General features: G+C 60.4%; 12 protein-coding genes. 7 read left to right on the top strand and 5 right to left on the bottom strand.

Features of this window, described 5'->3' with window-relative positions:
* Positions 1 to 308 precede the first annotated feature (308 nt).
* The 3 genes from metE to CIB54_RS26810 all read left to right on the top strand — a co-directional run bounded on the left by metE (position 309) and on the right by CIB54_RS26810 (position 4,410).
* Positions 309 to 2,597 (top strand): 5-methyltetrahydropteroyltriglutamate--homocysteine S-methyltransferase, encoded by a 2,289-nt coding sequence (gene metE, locus CIB54_RS26820; protein ID WP_101221450.1) that lies wholly within the window; start codon positions 309 to 311, stop codon positions 2,595 to 2,597.
* 50 nt (positions 2,598 to 2,647) lie between these two features.
* Positions 2,648 to 3,757, top strand: a complete 1,110-nt coding sequence (gene zapE, locus CIB54_RS26815) for a cell division protein ZapE (protein ID WP_101221451.1) — start codon at positions 2,648 to 2,650, stop codon at positions 3,755 to 3,757.
* Between the two features lie 161 nt (positions 3,758 to 3,918).
* On the top strand, positions 3,919 to 4,410 hold the full coding sequence (locus CIB54_RS26810) for a GNAT family N-acetyltransferase (protein WP_065952510.1): 492 nt from the start codon (positions 3,919 to 3,921) through the stop codon (positions 4,408 to 4,410).
* A 102-nt stretch (positions 4,411 to 4,512) separates the two neighbouring features.
* Here the strand turns inward: CIB54_RS26810 and CIB54_RS26805 are convergent, their stop codons facing one another.
* From CIB54_RS26805 to CIB54_RS27540, 4 genes are all read right to left on the bottom strand, one after another.
* On the bottom strand, positions 4,513 to 4,725 hold the full coding sequence (locus CIB54_RS26805) for a hypothetical protein (protein ID WP_065952511.1): 213 nt from the start codon (positions 4,723 to 4,725) through the stop codon (positions 4,513 to 4,515).
* A gap of 141 nt (positions 4,726 to 4,866) precedes the next feature.
* On the bottom strand, positions 4,867 to 7,104 hold the full coding sequence (locus tag CIB54_RS26800) for a TonB-dependent siderophore receptor (RefSeq protein WP_101221449.1): 2,238 nt from the start codon (positions 7,102 to 7,104) through the stop codon (positions 4,867 to 4,869).
* A gap of 129 nt (positions 7,105 to 7,233) precedes the next feature.
* Positions 7,234 to 8,976 carry a phosphoethanolamine transferase CptA gene (locus tag CIB54_RS26795; protein WP_065952720.1) on the bottom strand — a complete coding sequence of 581 codons (1,743 nt, stop codon included), beginning with the start codon at positions 8,974 to 8,976 and terminating at the stop codon, positions 7,234 to 7,236.
* A gap of 154 nt (positions 8,977 to 9,130) precedes the next feature.
* Positions 9,131 to 9,307, bottom strand: a complete 177-nt coding sequence (locus tag CIB54_RS27540; protein ID WP_256544602.1) for a DUF6026 family protein — start codon at positions 9,305 to 9,307, stop codon at positions 9,131 to 9,133.
* A 260-nt stretch (positions 9,308 to 9,567) separates the two neighbouring features.
* Between CIB54_RS27540 and gnd the strand changes: the two genes are divergently transcribed.
* From gnd to CIB54_RS26780, 3 genes are read left to right on the top strand one after another with little or no spacing between them, the layout of a single operon-like run.
* Positions 9,568 to 10,551 (top strand): phosphogluconate dehydrogenase (NAD(+)-dependent, decarboxylating), encoded by a 984-nt coding sequence (gene gnd / locus CIB54_RS26790; RefSeq protein ID WP_065936262.1) that lies wholly within the window; start codon positions 9,568 to 9,570, stop codon positions 10,549 to 10,551.
* Positions 10,548 to 12,071: a glucose-6-phosphate dehydrogenase gene (gene zwf, locus CIB54_RS26785; protein WP_065952513.1), complete on the top strand. Its 1,524-nt coding sequence runs from the start codon at positions 10,548 to 10,550 to the stop codon at positions 12,069 to 12,071. Before gnd ends, zwf begins: the two co-directional genes overlap by 4 nt.
* Positions 12,068 to 12,892 (top strand): HAD family hydrolase, encoded by an 825-nt coding sequence (locus CIB54_RS26780; protein ID WP_101221448.1) that lies wholly within the window; start codon positions 12,068 to 12,070, stop codon positions 12,890 to 12,892. The genes zwf and CIB54_RS26780 overlap by 4 nt, the downstream gene beginning before the upstream one ends.
* Before the next feature lie 54 nt (positions 12,893 to 12,946).
* On the opposite strand, the gene CIB54_RS26775 is transcribed toward CIB54_RS26780, so the two are convergent.
* Positions 12,947 to 13,207, bottom strand: coding sequence for a hypothetical protein (locus tag CIB54_RS26775; protein ID WP_057722166.1), 261 nt, complete (start codon positions 13,205 to 13,207; stop codon positions 12,947 to 12,949).
* A gap of 327 nt (positions 13,208 to 13,534) precedes the next feature.
* Between CIB54_RS26775 and CIB54_RS26770 the strand changes: the two genes are divergently transcribed.
* Positions 13,535 to 14,860 carry a sigma-54 dependent transcriptional regulator gene (locus tag CIB54_RS26770; RefSeq protein WP_065952515.1) on the top strand — a complete coding sequence of 442 codons (1,326 nt, stop codon included), beginning with the start codon at positions 13,535 to 13,537 and terminating at the stop codon, positions 14,858 to 14,860.
* Positions 14,861 to 15,082: the final 222 nt, after the last annotated feature.

Here is a 15,082-nt window from a genome sequence, read left to right as displayed (position 1 = left end):
TGGCCCAGTGCGGCTAACCCGGCGTCCTGCCGGGTTACCCACGGATTCAAGCCTGCGTTCGGCCAGCGTGGTTTAACGGGGCGCCTGAGATCAAAAGCAGATCAAGATCAAGAGCGACTCGCTTCGCATTGTGGTTACGGGTGGGCGCTGCGGCTTTGCGTTGCTGTCTGAATGGCTGTTGGGGCGAGCAGTAGTATCCGTCCTGTATGAATGAATTTTGTGTTCATCTCGAGAAAAATGAGTTTGTCTCATCATTGCTGTCTCCCGACAATGACCGCCATAGATACCGACATTGGAGATAAAAAGTCATGGCAGTCGCTCATTCCCTCGGATTTCCGCGCATTGGACGCGACCGTGAACTGAAAAAAGCGCAGGAAGCGTTCTGGAAGGGCGAGCTCGATGAAGCCGGCCTGCGCGCCGTGGGGCGTGACTTGCGCAAGGCCCATTGGGACCTGCAGAAACAGGCCGGCATCGAGCTGCTGCCCGCGGGTGATTTCGCCTGGTACGACCAGGTGCTGACCCACTCGCTGATGTTTGGCGTGGTCCCGGAGCGTTTCCGCCCGGCCGATGGCCAGGCCACGTTGCAGACGTTGTTCGGCATGGCCCGTGGCGTCAGCGATGCGTGCTGCGCCGGCGCTCACGCCCAGGAAATGACCAAGTGGTTCGATACCAACTATCACTACCTGGTGCCGGAGTTCAGCGTCGATCAGCAATTCCACCTGGGGTGGGAGCAGTTGTTCGAAGAAGTCCAGGAAGCCCGCGACCTCGGCCACACCGTCAAGCCGGTGGTGATCGGCCCGCTGACGTACCTGTGGCTGGGCAAGGCCAAGGGCGGCGATTTTGACAAGCTTGACCTGCTCGACCGCCTGCTGCCGCTGTACGGCCAGATCTTCCAGCGCCTGGCCGAACTGGGTGTCGAGTGGGTGCAGATCGACGAGCCGATCCTGGTGCTCGATCTGCCGCAGGCGTGGAAGAACGCTTTTGAGCGTGCCTACAACCTGATCCAGCGTGACCCGTTGAAGAAACTGGTGGCCACCTACTTTGGCGGACTGGAAGAAAACCTCGGCCTGGCCGCCAATCTGCCGGTCGACGGCCTGCACATCGACCTGGTACGGGCACCGGAGCAATACCCGACCATTCTCGATCGCTTGCCGGCTTATAAAGTGCTGTCCCTGGGCGTGGTCAACGGCCGTAATGTGTGGCGCTGCGACCTGGAAAAAGCCTTGGCGACGTTGCAACATGCTCAGGAAAAACTCGGTGAGCGCCTGTGGGTCGCGCCGTCCTGTTCACTGCTGCACAGCCCGGTGGATCTGGCGCGCGAAGATCAGTTGGACGCCGAGTTGAAGAGCTGGCTGGCCTTCGCCTTGCAAAAGTGCACGGAAGTCGCGGTACTGGCCCAGGCCCTCGACCAGCCCGAAGCGCCGCAGGTGCTGGCGGCGCTGGCTAAGAGTCGCGAGGTACAGGCTGCGCGCGCCGCGTCGCCGCGTATTCACAAGCCCGCCGTGCAAGCGCGCGTGGCCGCTATCAGCGCCAACGACAGCCAGCGCCAGTCGCCCTTCGCCCAGCGTATCGAGAAACAACGGGCCGGCCTCAACCTGCCGCTGTTTCCTACCACTACCATCGGCTCGTTCCCGCAAACCGCGTCGATCCGCCTGGCGCGCCAGTCGTACAAGGCCGGCAAGTTGAGCGAAGCCGAATACGTCGAAGCGATGCACAGCGAGATCAGGCACGCGGTCGAGGTGCAAGAGAACCTCGGCCTGGATGTGCTGGTGCACGGTGAAGCCGAACGTAACGACATGGTCGAATACTTCGCCGAGCAATTGGACGGCTACGCCTTCACCCGTTTCGGCTGGGTGCAGAGCTACGGTTCGCGCTGTGTGAAACCGGCGCTGATCTATGGTGACCTGAGCCGTCCGAAGGCGATGACGGTGGAGTGGATTCGCTATGCCCAGGGCCTCACGCGCAAGGTGCTCAAGGGCATGCTGACGGGCCCGGTGACCATGCTGATGTGGTCGTTCCCACGGGAGGACGTGAGTCGCCAAGAGCAGGCCCGGCAACTGGCCCTGGCGCTGCGCGATGAAGTGGTGGACCTGGAAGCCGCCGGTATCAGGATCGTGCAGATCGACGAGGCCGCGTTCCGCGAAGGCTTGCCCTTGCGTCAAGCGCAATGGCCACACTACCTGGACTGGGCCACCGAAGCGTTCCGCCTGTGTGCCTGCGGCGTGCGTGACGAGACCCAGATCCACACCCACATGTGCTACAGCGAGTTCAACGATGTGATCCAATCCATTGCGGCGATGGATGCCGACGTCATCACCATTGAAACCTCGCGCTCGGACATGGCGTTGCTGGATGCGTTCGAAGCCTTCGCTTACCCCAACGACATCGGCCCTGGCGTCTACGACATCCACTCGCCACGGGTGCCGGAGGTGGCGCAGATGGTTGACTTGCTGCGCAAGGCAGCCAAGCGGATTCCGGCTGAGCGATTGTGGGTGAACCCCGATTGCGGCCTGAAAACCCGTGGCTGGCCGGAGACGGAAGCGGCGTTGATTCACCTGGTCACGGCGGCGCGCCAACTGCGTGCGGAACTGGGCTGAGGGTGAAGATTGCGCGGCTGGCGTTCGCGTTGTGCGTCATACTGGCACCCATGACTTTCGACTCGCCGCTCGCCGCTTATCAACACGCTATCGCTCAGCAAGGCTTCGTGCCCGACGACGCTCAGCGCCGTGGGGTGCAGGCCTTGCAAACCTGTCATCAGGCGTTGCACCAGGGCGGTTCGCCGATTGCGGGTGTTTACCTGTGGGGCCCGGTGGGGCGCGGCAAGACCTGGCTGATGGACCAGTTCCATCAGAGCCTGCGCGTGCCCGCGCGCCGCCAGCATTTTCATCACTTCATGGGCTGGGTGCACCAGCGCTCGTTCCAGCTCACCGGTACCCGGGACCCGCTGCAGGCGGTGGCGCGGGAACTGAGCCGGGAGGTGCGCGTACTGTGCTTCGACGAGTTGTTCGTCAATGACATCGGTGACGCAATCATTCTCGGCCGCCTGTTTCAGGTGATGTTCGAGGAGGGCGTGGTGATGGTGTGTACCTCCAATCAACCCCCTGAGCAGCTGTACGCCGAAGGTTTCAACCGTGAGCGGTTCTTGCCGGGTATCGAGGCGATCAAGCGGCATATGCAGGTGGTGGCCGTGGACGGCGGCGAGGATCATCGCTTGCATCCCGGCGTCGGCCTGCAGCGCTACTGGGTCAATCGGCCCGATGTATTGGCCACGCTGTTCAGGCAGATGAGCGACGGGCAAACCATCAGCCACGAGAAGGTGGTGAACGTGGGGCATCGCACGATAGCGGCGGTGCAGGCCAGTGACGCGGTACTGTGGTGCCGCTACGCCGAACTCTGCGAACAACCCCTGGCCGCGATGGATTTCATGCTGCTGTGCGATCGCTTCAAGGCCATCCTGCTGGCAGAGGTGCCCAACCTCAGCGCACAGCAGCGCCCTGGTCGCATTGCCCGTGGTACCGAAGACGGCGCCGAACGCGTGGTTGCGGGGGATCGGCAATTGCCAGAGTTGTCCAGGCATGATGACAGCGTGCGCCGCTTTATCGCGCTGGTGGATGAATGTTATGACCGTAAAGTGCCGTTGTTCATCGAGGCCCAGGTGCCGCTGGAGCGCCTCTATACCGAAGGCTACCTGGCGTTTCCTTTTCGTCGCACCTTGAGCCGCTTGCGCGAAATGCAGCTGCAGCGCTTCGGCACCTGAGAACCCCGTGTTCACTTCGTTTGAGGCATTGGATGCGCGCAATCTACGCGCTTTCTGTCAGACATTTGTCGTTAATCTCCTTCATCTACTGCCGACTCCATGCTTACAATTACCCTTCTCAAAGGGAATCGGTTCCCTGGTTGTCGTTATCGAGGAAGGAAATGGACACCCCAGACATCCTGGTGCTGCAAGCCAGCTACACCAACGCCGTACACGCCGATGCCATCGGTTCGCTGCTCAACCACTATGCTGAGGACCCGATGGGCGGCGGCCACCGTTTGGCGGCCGATCTGTTGCAGCAACTGCCTGCGGAACTGGCCAAGCGCCCTCATGCGTTCAGTGTGCTGGCGTTCGTTGGGGGTGTCCCGGCCGGGCTGGTCAATTGCTTCGAGGGGTTTTCGACGTTCGCCTGTCGGCCCTTGGTCAATGTCCACGATGTGGTAGTGGCGCAACAGTTTCGTGGCTTGGGGTTGAGTCAGAAGATGCTGCAGAAGGTCGAGGAAATCGCCCGGCAGCGCGGTTGCTGCAAGATCACCCTGGAAGTGCTTGAAGGCAATGCGCTGGCGCAGTCGGCGTATCGAAAGTTCGGTTTTGACGATTCGGTATTTGATCCCGCCCATGGCCGCATGTTGTTCTGGAACAAGGCGCTGTAATAAAAGCACTGCAAAAAAAGGCGCCATTGAATGGCGCCCAATAGAACCTTTGCCAAAGGAGCGGGTTGGCACAGGGTACGTGCGAATTAACTCAGCATTAAATCAACTGTTGGGCTGAGCAGGTTCGGCAGTAGTGGCTTTAGTCGGTTTGCCATCGGCGGACACAACTTGCTGTTCGGCCTTGCCGTGGGTTGTTTGCTGAATGAAGCTGAAGTTGTTGTAGAACTCCCTGGAGCGCTCTGAACCGCCCTCTGCAAAGGCCGCGGCGGAGGTCAGGGTTATCAGGCTGGCAAACATCAGTGTCGAAAGTTTCATGACGGTATTCCCATTAAAAGTGATAAGTGTCCGGTCACTCCGTGATCAGATCGTGGGGCGACTATGGCGTTAGCTTATTAAGTGGGAATTAACGAAATTGGCCCGCGAAGTTAATGTTTTTCAACTTCGCGGAGCAGGGCGCTACAACCTCCAGTCCAAGGCCAGGGTAATCGAGCGCGGATCGCCCCAATACACGCCATTGTAAAAACCGACGCGCTCGTAGTATTTCTTGTCGAGCAGGTTATTGACGTTGATCGATGCCGCAAGCTGTTCGTCGAACTGGTAGCGCGACATCAGGTTGACCACGGTGTAGCCCTGTTGCTCGATCTTCGCCCGCGTGGTGATCGAGTTGCCTTCGTCATCGCGCTGGCCCGTGGGCCGATTGCCGAAGTCATGGATACCGCTCTGCCAATTCACCGCGCCGCCCACGGTCAGGTTGCGCCAGGCCCCCGGCAGGCGGTAAGCGCTGGATATTTTCAACAGGTTCAACGGTTGGCCGGTATTGTTGCGCTGGCCTGCGCCGTTTACCGAATGGGTATAGGTGTAGCCCGCAGTCAGGTTCCAATCCGGTGTGATTTCCCCGGCTGCCTCCAGTTCGAACCCCTTCACCTTGTTACCTTTGCCGCCGGATTTGTAGTACTCCTCGCCAGTGACCGGGTTGGGCGGCACCGCGTCATCGCGCTCGGCAACGTTGTCCTGGGTGCTCCAGAAATACGCGGCCGCCAGGTTCAGGCGCTCGTTGAGCACGCTGCCCTTGAGGCCGACCTCGTAGTTGCTGCCCACCACCGGCTCCAGGTACTTCTTGTTGACGTCTTTGGCGCTTTGCGGCTTGAAGATGTCGGTGTAGCTCGCGTAGACGGTGTACTGCGGGGTGATGTCGTACAGCAGCCCGGCGTAGGGCGTCCACATATCGTTATGAGTCTGGCGGGTTTTGCCGGAAGCGGTCAGTTGATCATTGGCGTTGTATTCGGGGGTGGCGCTTTCCAGCTCCCAACTGCCGTAGCGGCTGCCGAGTACGGCGTGCAGACGGTCAGTCAGGCTTAGCCGAGTGGCGAGGTAGCCGGCCTTCTGTTGTTTCTTGCTGTGCTCGCCCTTGAGGTCGGTGACATCATCGGTGAACTTGCCGATACCGCCCATGTGCTTCCAGTCCTCGATGGCGTAGTAGCTTTTGGGCAGATTGCTGCGCATGAACGGCGAAATGTCCCGTTGCGCGGCCTCGCCATAACCCATCATCAGCTGATGTTCGCGGCCCAGCAGCGCGTAGCTGCCAGCCAGGTTGAGGTCGATGGCTTCCATTCTCGACGTGCCGCGCATATGGCTGGCCCAGGCGGTCATGCCGCTGCGGTCGGCATTTGGCAAGCCTGCGCCGCCGTAGTACACCTTGCCATCGGTATCACTCTGGCGATGGGTGTAGGCGGCCTTCAGGTGCCAGTCGCCGCCGAGGCGATGGTCGAGGGTGGCGAAGGTGGTCTTGTCGGTCAGTGGCCAGGAACTCCAGTGCGCGGCCATATTGGTGGAGCGCGACAGCCCGGCTTTGCCGCCCTGGCTGTTCCAGTAGGGCACGGTGCCCCAGGAAGTGCCTTGTACCTGTTTGTCCTGGTAGTCAAAACCTACGGCCAGCACGGTGTCGTCGGACAGGTCGCCCTCGAGAATGCCATAGCCGACTGCCCGCTGCAGTGCATAGTTATCGCGAAAGGATTGGCTGTCACGGTAAGCCAGTACGCTGCGTCCGCGCAGCTTGCCGTCGAAGGCCAGCGGGCCGCCGACGTCGAGGTAGCTGTAATAGTTGTCATGGGTGGCGCCACTGATCCCGGTTTTCGCCTGCCATTGGGCGGTAGGGCGCTTGCGTACCATGTTGACGGTGGCCGAGGGGTCGCCCGCGCCGGTGGTCAGGCCGGTGGCGCCGCGCACCACTTCGATACGGTCGTAGATGATGGTGTCGGCGTCGCTCTTCATGTAGCCGAAGGTGTTGAGCATCCCGTCAATCTGGAAGTTGTTGATGCCGTAGCCACGGGAGGTATAGGACACGCGGTCCGAGTCATTGTGCTGGACGTTGATGCCGGTGGTCTGGCGCAACACGTCGGTCAGGGTGTTGAGGTTGAAATCATCCATCTGCTGGCGCGTGATCACCGAGATCGATTGCGGGGTTTGCTTGACTGACAGGTTCAGGCGGGTGGCGGTGCTCATCGATCCCGTGGTGTAGGCGCCGGTGTGCTCGGTGGTCGCGCCCAGTCCCTCGGCGGTGACGCGGGTGGCGCCCAGTTCGAGGGTTCCGGCGGGGGCTTGTTCGGGGTCGGTTTCGGCCAGCAGTTCAGGGCTTAGCGCAAGGCTGAACAGGCCCAGGGTAACGGTGATGGAACGGGTAAAAGGCGCGAGCATCGCGGCGAACTCCTTGTCGTCTTTGAGGCCGCCCCCGGAGAGGGCGGGTATGGCTCAAAGACGAAAGGAGACGGGGAACTTTAGGCTTAAACGAGAATGATTGTTATCTTTCTGTTGCAAGCCTCTCGGTTACTTGATCACCACCTCGGTGCTGTTGGCCTTTTTCGGTTTGATCAAACTGAAGTCGATCAAGGCTTTCTGCTTGGTCTCGTAAGGGTTGCCGATCAGCAGGGGGCGCGGCTTGAAGCTGTCGCTGACCAGGCTTTTGCTGCGGTCCAGTTCATCGAAGCTCAAGCCGGCCAGGTCCGCCCAGGTATGGATCAACTGCGAGCTGCTGTAAGGCCGTTGCAGGTCGCCGGCGAAGCTCCAGTCGTGGCTTTCGCGCCACTTGGGTGAGGCGTAGGCCATAAAGGGAATGGTGTACATCGGCGCGGTCGGCTTGCCTTCGTTGCGGCCCAGGGTGTCATGGCCGGCAGAGTCGAACACGTCTTCGCCGTGGTCCGACAGGTACAGCAGGAAGCCGTTGGGGTCGGTCTTGGCGTAGTCCTTGATCAGGCTCGAGACCACGAAGTCGTTGTACAGCACCGCGTTGTCGTAGCTGTTGTATGTCGGCAACTGAGCGTCGCTGACTCCGGGCGGCACGCCCTGGCGATCGGTGAACTTGTCGAACGTCGACGGATACCGGTACTGATAGCTCATGTGCGTGCCCAGCAAGTGCACCACGATGAACTTGCGCTCGGCGGTATCGGCCAGGGCCTTGGAGAACGGCGCGAGTACATCGCCGTCGTATTGGCGGGCGTTCTGGTTACGGTTGTTGTTCAGGTACACCTGCTCGTCGGCCTGTTCGGAAAAGGTCGTGAGCATGGTGTTGCGCTTGGTCATGGTCTGCTGGTTGGTGATCCAGAACGTCTTGTAGCCGGCCTGTTTCATCACGCTGACGATCGACGGCGTCTTGAGGTACAGGTCCGGGTTTTCTTCGTCGGCGAAGGTCAGTACCTGTTGCAACGCCTCGATGGTGTAGGGGCGCGGGGTGATGACATTGTCGAACACCGCCAGTTGGTCGCGCAGCTTGTCCAGTTCCGGGGTGGTATTGCGCGGGTAGCCATAAAGGCTCATGCGCTGGCGGTTGGTGGACTCGCCGATCACCAGCACCAGGGTAGACGGCTGGCCGGCCATGCTGTCCTTGAGGTTCTTCAAGGGTGGAATCTGGCTGGCACTGGTCAGCATGCCTTGCATGTTGTCCAGTTGTTCGGTGTAGCGGCGGTAGGCGACGATCATCTGCCAGGGCACGGCCGGTTCGATCCGCGTTTCAAAGCGGTCAATGGCCTGTTCCATCGTGTCACTGGTGGCGATCTGCTTGACCAGCGGGTAGCCGACCACGGCCAATACGATGGCGATGGCCGCCACGATCGATTGGCCGCGAGGCAAGTACACCGGGCGCAGGCGTGTCCACAGGAACACCGCGAAGGCCGTGTGCGCTATGAACGCCAGCACGATCCACCAGGCAAAGTACTGGGTGGCGTATTCGCCCGCTTCAGAAATGTTCGACTCGAACATGATGAAGATCACGCTCTGGGAAAATTCCTGCTGGTAAATGAAGAAATAACCCAGGCTGGCCATGGAGCAGGCCCACAGCACCACGCCGATCACGGCGGCAAGCACCCGCGTTTGCCGCGGGAACAGCAGCATCGGCGCCAGCCACAGCGCACTCATGAAGAATGCCTGGCGGAAACCACTGAAGCCGGACGTACCGGTCAGTTGGATAAGCAGTTGGGTAATACCCGAGAAATACCAGAAAAACAGGAATAACCAGCCAAGGCCGGCCCAATCAAAGCCTTTCGCAGTCGTCGTGCTGCGTTTGAACATCGCCATCCAGCGCCCCATCAGAAAATGATCGTTGCGCACAGGCGCGCAACATCGGGCCGCTCAGAACATGAGCGGCATCGCGGGCGGGAGTATCGGGACAGGTGTGTGAAAACTTTGTGAGTTTTCTGTAGGTATTGCCTTACAAACTAACCAAGCGCCTTCAGCAGAGCGCGGGCTTGGCGCCGGACGGCAGCTCAAGCTGGGCCTGGAGGTGTGAACGCAGGCGCAGGACTTCCTGTTGCAACTGATCGCGCTCGTCCTTCAACTGACGCAATTCATCGCGGCGGATGTTGACGTAGAGGGTCTGTGGCGGTCGGGTCATCTGTGCTGTGCTCATTGCTTGCCTCGCAAATAGCCGGGTAGATCGCGCCGCCGAAACAGGTGAGCGGCAGCAGTCGTGGACAAGTTTGAATTCTTTTTCACATCAAGGGAACTTTTTTATTTTTGGTGGTCGTGTGACTTTTGCCGCCGTGATGGTGAAACGATGGCAACTTTTTTACCATGAAACTACACGGATCCGCTCTGGACTAACCCTCATTAGCCTCATTGCGCTATAAACTATGTCACACATTTTTTAGCAGTTAGGAGCATCAGCACATGCAACTGGGGATTATCGGACTAGGCCGCATGGGCGGTAACATTGCGCGGCGCCTGATGCTCAATGGGCATACCACCGTTGTATATGACCGTAACGAAGCCTTTGTCAAAGGCCTGAGCGAGGAGGGCGCCACCGGCGTCGCCGACTTGAAAGCCCTGGTGGCCGGCCTGCAAAAGCCTCGCGCCGTGTGGGTCATGTTGCCGGCGGGCGCTCCCACCGAAGACACCATCAATGAACTGAGCGGGCTGCTGGAAAGCGGTGACGTGATCATTGACGGTGGCAACACCAATTACAAGGACGACGTGCGTCGCGGCAAGGCCCTGGCGGAAAAAGGCCTGCACTATGTCGACGTCGGCACTTCCGGTGGCGTGTGGGGGCTGGAACGCGGCTACTGCATGATGATCGGTGGCGACGTGGAAACCGTGCAGCGCCTTGATCCGATCTTCAAGAGCCTGGCGCCTGGCATCGGCAGCATCCCACGCACCAAGGACCGTTCGGCCTCTGCGGACCCGCGTGCCGAGCACGGCTACATTCATGCCGGCCCGGCGGGCTCCGGTCACTTCGTCAAGATGATCCACAACGGCATTGAATACGGCATGATGCAGGCGTTTGCCGAAGGTTTTGACATCCTCAAGACCAAGAACTCGGACAACCTGCCCGAAGACCAGCGCTTTGACCTCAACGTGGCCGACATTGCCGAAGTCTGGCGCCGTGGCAGCGTCGTGTCGTCGTGGCTGCTGGACCTGACCGCCGATGCCCTGGCGACCGACCCGAAGCTGGACGGCTATTCCGGTTCCGTGGCCGACAGTGGCGAAGGCCGTTGGACCATCGAAGCGGCCATGGAGCAGGCGGTGCCGGTACCGGTCCTGTCGACGTCGCTGTTCGCCCGTTTCCGTTCGCGCCAGCAGAGCACCTACGGTGACAAAATGCTTTCGGCCATGCGCTTCGGCTTTGGCGGCCACGTGGAGACTTCCAAAAAATGACCGCCAACGGCAAGAAACCCAAGGCCGAACCCGCTCCACCCACCACCTTGTTTCTGTTTGGCGCTCATGGCGACCTGGTCAAGCGCCTGCTGATGCCGGCGCTGTACAACCTGAGCCGCGACGGGCTGCTGGGTGATGGCCTGCGGATCGTGGGTGTTGATCACAACGCCATCAGCGATGCGGACTTTGCCAAGAAGCTCGAGGACTTCATTCGAACCGAGGCTGCCGGCAAGGTCCGGGGGAGTGCCGACAATGCGCTGGACCCCCAGTTGTGGGCCCAGTTGGCCAAAGGCATCAGCTACGTCGAGGGTGACTTTCTCGACGACAGCACCTACGCCGATATCGCGCAGAAAATTGCCGACAGCGGCAGCGCCAATGCAGTGTTCTACCTGGCGACCGCACCGCGCTTCTTCAGTGAAGTGGTGCAGCGCCTGGGCAGTGCCGGATTGCTCAATGAGACGGACGAGGGTTTTCGCCGCGTCGTCATCGAGAAACCGTTCGGTTCCGACCTGGCCAGCGCCGAAGCGTTGAACGCCTGCCTGCTCAAGGTGATGAGCGAGAAGCAGATCTATCGCATCGACCATTACCTGGGCAAGGAAACGGTGCAGAACATCCTGATCAGCCGTTTCTCCAACGTGCTGTTCGAAGCGTTCTGGAACAACCACTACATCGACCATGTGCAAATCACCGCTGCTGAAACGGTCGGCGTGGAGACCCGGGGCAATTTCTTCGAAAAAACCGGCACGCTGCGGGACATGGTGCCCAACCACCTGTTCCAGCTGCTGGCGATGGTCGCGATGGAGCCGCCGGCAGCCTTTGGCGCCGATGCAGTGCGTGGCGAGAAGGCCAAGGTGGTCGGTGCGATCCGCCCCTGGTCCCTGGAAGATGCCCGGGCCAATTCGGTTCGCGGCCAGTACACCGCCGGTGAAATCGCCGGCAAGCAACTGCCGGGCTATCGCGAAGAGGCCAATGTCGCGCCTGACAGCAGCACCGAGACCTTCGTCGCGCTGAAGGTCATGATCGACAACTGGCGCTGGGTCGGTGTGCCGTTCTACCTGCGTACCGGCAAGCGCATGAGCATCCGCGACACCGAGATCGTGATCTGCTTCAAGCAGGCGCCGTACGCGCAATTTCGCGACACCGACGTCGATGAACTCAAGCCCACCTACCTGAAGATCCAGATCCAGCCAAATGAAGGCATGTGGTTCGACCTGCTGGCCAAAAAGCCTGGGCCGACGCTGGAGATGGCCAATATTGAGTTGGGTTTTGACTACAAGGATTTCTTCGAGATGCAACCATCGACGGGGTACGAAACCCTGATCTACGACTGCATGACCGGTGACCAGACCTTGTTCCAGCGTGCCGACAACATCGAGAACGGCTGGCGCGCCGTGCAGCCGTTCCTGGATGCCTGGAAAGAAGATGATGGAATCCAGGCCTACAAGGCCGGCGAAGATGGCCCGGCGGCGGCGGATGCATTGCTGGCCCGTGATGGCCGTGCCTGGCACAGCCTCGGATGAGTGATGCAGCGATTCATCCCATCCGTTTTATCCTCAGTGATGTGGACGGCACCTTGCTGCATCCGGATCACCGCCTCAGCCAGCGCACGGCCGATGCGGTTCGCGCGTTGCGTGAGGCCGGGGTGTTTTTCAGCCTGGCCAGCGGTCGCCCGCCCAAGGCCATGATGCACCTGATCGACACGTTCGGTATCGACGTGCCAGTGGCGGGCTTCAACGGCGGTACGTTGATCAACCCGGATGGCAGCATTCTGGTAGCCCACCATCTGCCGGCGGAAGCGGCGTTGGTGACGCTGGCGCTGTTCTCGGCCGAGCCGGATGTGGAAGTCTGGGTGTTCGCCGATGGCGACTGGCTGCGCCGTGACTCGCCAGGGCCGATGGAGCAGCGCGAAGCCGACGGCCTGGGGTATGGGCCGGTGGTGGTGGAGAGTTTCGAGCCCTACCTGGACCGGGTCGACAAGATCGTCGCCGCGAGCAATAACACGCAGTTGCTGGTGGAGCTGGAAGCGCAGTTGCAGCCCAAAGTGAAGGGTCTGGCTCAGGTTTCCCGTTCCCAACCGGTCTATCTGGATGTGACGGCGATGCTGGCCAATAAAGGCGAAGCCTTGAAGACCCTGGCGGCGCACCTTGGGGTGCCGCTTGCGCAAACGGCGGCTATTGGTGACGGCGGCAACGATCCGGCGATGTTTCAGGTGGCCGGTTTATCGATTGCCATGGGCCAGGCGGAAGAAGCCGTCAAGCGTCAGGCCAGCGTCGTCACCGGCAGTAATATCGAAGACGGTGCTGCCGAAGCGTTCGAGCGATTTATCCTCAACGCGCGATAAGTCAGTGCAACTTCCGATCACTGTAATGCGGTGATCGGAAGTTACCCGGTCGACTTACTTGGGCATTGCCCACTGCTGCAACTGGTGGCCATCTTTGTCGAGCTCGGCACGTGCCTGCAACAGCAAGTCTTCCAATTGCGCCGGGTCGGTGTAAGTGGTCGATGACAGCTGTTTACTGCCGATACGGGTATTGGTGCGGTCGATGACGCTCAGGCTGAGGGCGCCATGACCATCGTGCCAGGCCACGCACTGGAAGGGCTGGAAAGCACGGTCTGCAATCAAAAGAGCTTCGTTGATGCGCAGCGGAGCGTTCATGTGTGTCGTCTCTCTCTGTGCCCATTCAAGTGAATACCGGCGGTTGGGCTGACCGTGCGGTGGGTTACTTGTACTGATGCACGATGGTGGGGGGCGGGTCACATGCTAGAACAAGAATTTTTAACTTTCCCTGACTGACGTCATGTAAGCGGCTGTTTTGAAAGCGGAACTAACGTTTGGCACGCGAGCAACTTTTTACCGGTTGATGGCTTTTTGCTCGCAGTTATAGCGAAAGGGTACAAGCGTCGCGTCAATATTTTGCTATGTTCCCATCTTGCTACTACAAACTATTGTTTCTATTAAAAAAAATGACGCCAAGGAATAGTCATGGTTGTGACTTCTGCGCAACGCCGCTTGCTGGTCGTCGACCCTTGTGAGGATTGTCACGGGTTGCTGCCCGGCTTGCGCACGGTCGGATGGGAAGTGGACAGCTGTACCCTCGAAGCCGTGGGCGAGCGTTCCTGCGATGTGGGCCTGTTGCGGTTACAGCCTTGTCATCTGGAGCGGCCCGAGGCGGTCAAGGAGCTGATTGGTCGTAGCGGTACTGAATGGATCGCGGTACTCAGCCAGGATGTGTTACGCCTGCAGAACGTTGGGGATTTCGTCTGCGAATGGTTTTTTGACTTTCACACCTTGCCGTTCGACGTGTCGCGGGTGCAGGTTACCCTGGGGCGCGCCTTTGGCATGGCGCGCCTGCGCGGCAAGGGCAACACCCCGGTGGGTGGGCCTGAGCATGAGTTGCTGGGCGATAGCCGGCCCATTCGCGAACTGCGCAAATTGTTGTCGAAGCTGGCGCCCACTGAATCGCCGGTACTGATTCGGGGGGACAGCGGCACCGGCAAGGAACTGGTGGCCAAGATGCTGCACCGGCAGTCCCAGCGACACGCCAAGCCGTTCGTGGCGATCAACTGCGGTGCGATTCCTGAACACCTGATCCAGTCGGAACTCTTCGGCCATGAGAAGGGCGCCTTCACCGGTGCGCATCAGCGCAAGGTCGGGCGTATCGAGGCAGCCCATGGGGGCACGCTGTTTCTCGATGAAATCGGTGATCTGCCGATGGAGCTGCAAGCCAACCTGTTGCGGTTTCTCCAGGAGAAACAGATCGAGCGCGTGGGCGGTAGCCAGCCCATCCCGGTGGATGTGCGGGTGCTGGCTGCCACCCACGTTGACCTTGAGGCCGCAGTCGAGAAGGGCACCTTTCGCGAGGACCTGTATTACCGGCTGAACGTGCTGCAAGTCGTCACCGCGCCCCTGCGCGAACGCCATGGCGACGTGGCGATGCTGGCCAATCACTTCTCGCGTTTCTATAGCCAGGAAACCGGCCGCCGCCCGCGCAGCTTCAGCGAAGAGGCCTTGGTGGCGATGGGGCAACACCCGTGGCCGGGCAACGTGCGTGAATTGGCCAACCGTGTGCGCCGTGGCCTGGTCCTGGCTGAAGGGCGCCAGATCGAAGCGGTTGACCTGGGACTGCAAGGCCCCCAGGCCGTGTCGCCGCCGATGGCGACACTGGAAGATTACAAGCACCGCGCCGAACGTCAGGCATTGTGCGACGTACTCCACCGGCACAGCGACAACCTGAGCATCGCGGCCCGGGTGCTGGGCGTTTCCCGACCGACGTTCTACCGGTTGTTGCACAAGCATCAGATCCGCTAGGGACCTTTGTGGGAGGGGGCTTGCCCCCGATGGCGGCCTCTGGGCCGACCTGGATGTTGGATCAGACCGGGTACATATCCGTTTCTGCGGTCACGGCCACTATGGGTTCCGCTTTTACAGCGGGTCACTTTTGGAAAAGAGCCCGGAATGCCGGCCCAGCCAAAAGTAACCAAAAAGGCTCTTGCCCCACCACTCGGCACCTCGCCTAGGCTCGGTGTGCCC

It is taken from the genome of Pseudomonas fluorescens, assembly GCF_002837185.1.
GTDB lineage: Bacteria > Pseudomonadota > Gammaproteobacteria > Pseudomonadales > Pseudomonadaceae > Aquipseudomonas > Aquipseudomonas fluorescens_AM.
The sequence above is the reverse complement of the archived record's forward strand: the minus strand, read 5'-3'. Positions and strand labels throughout refer to the sequence as shown.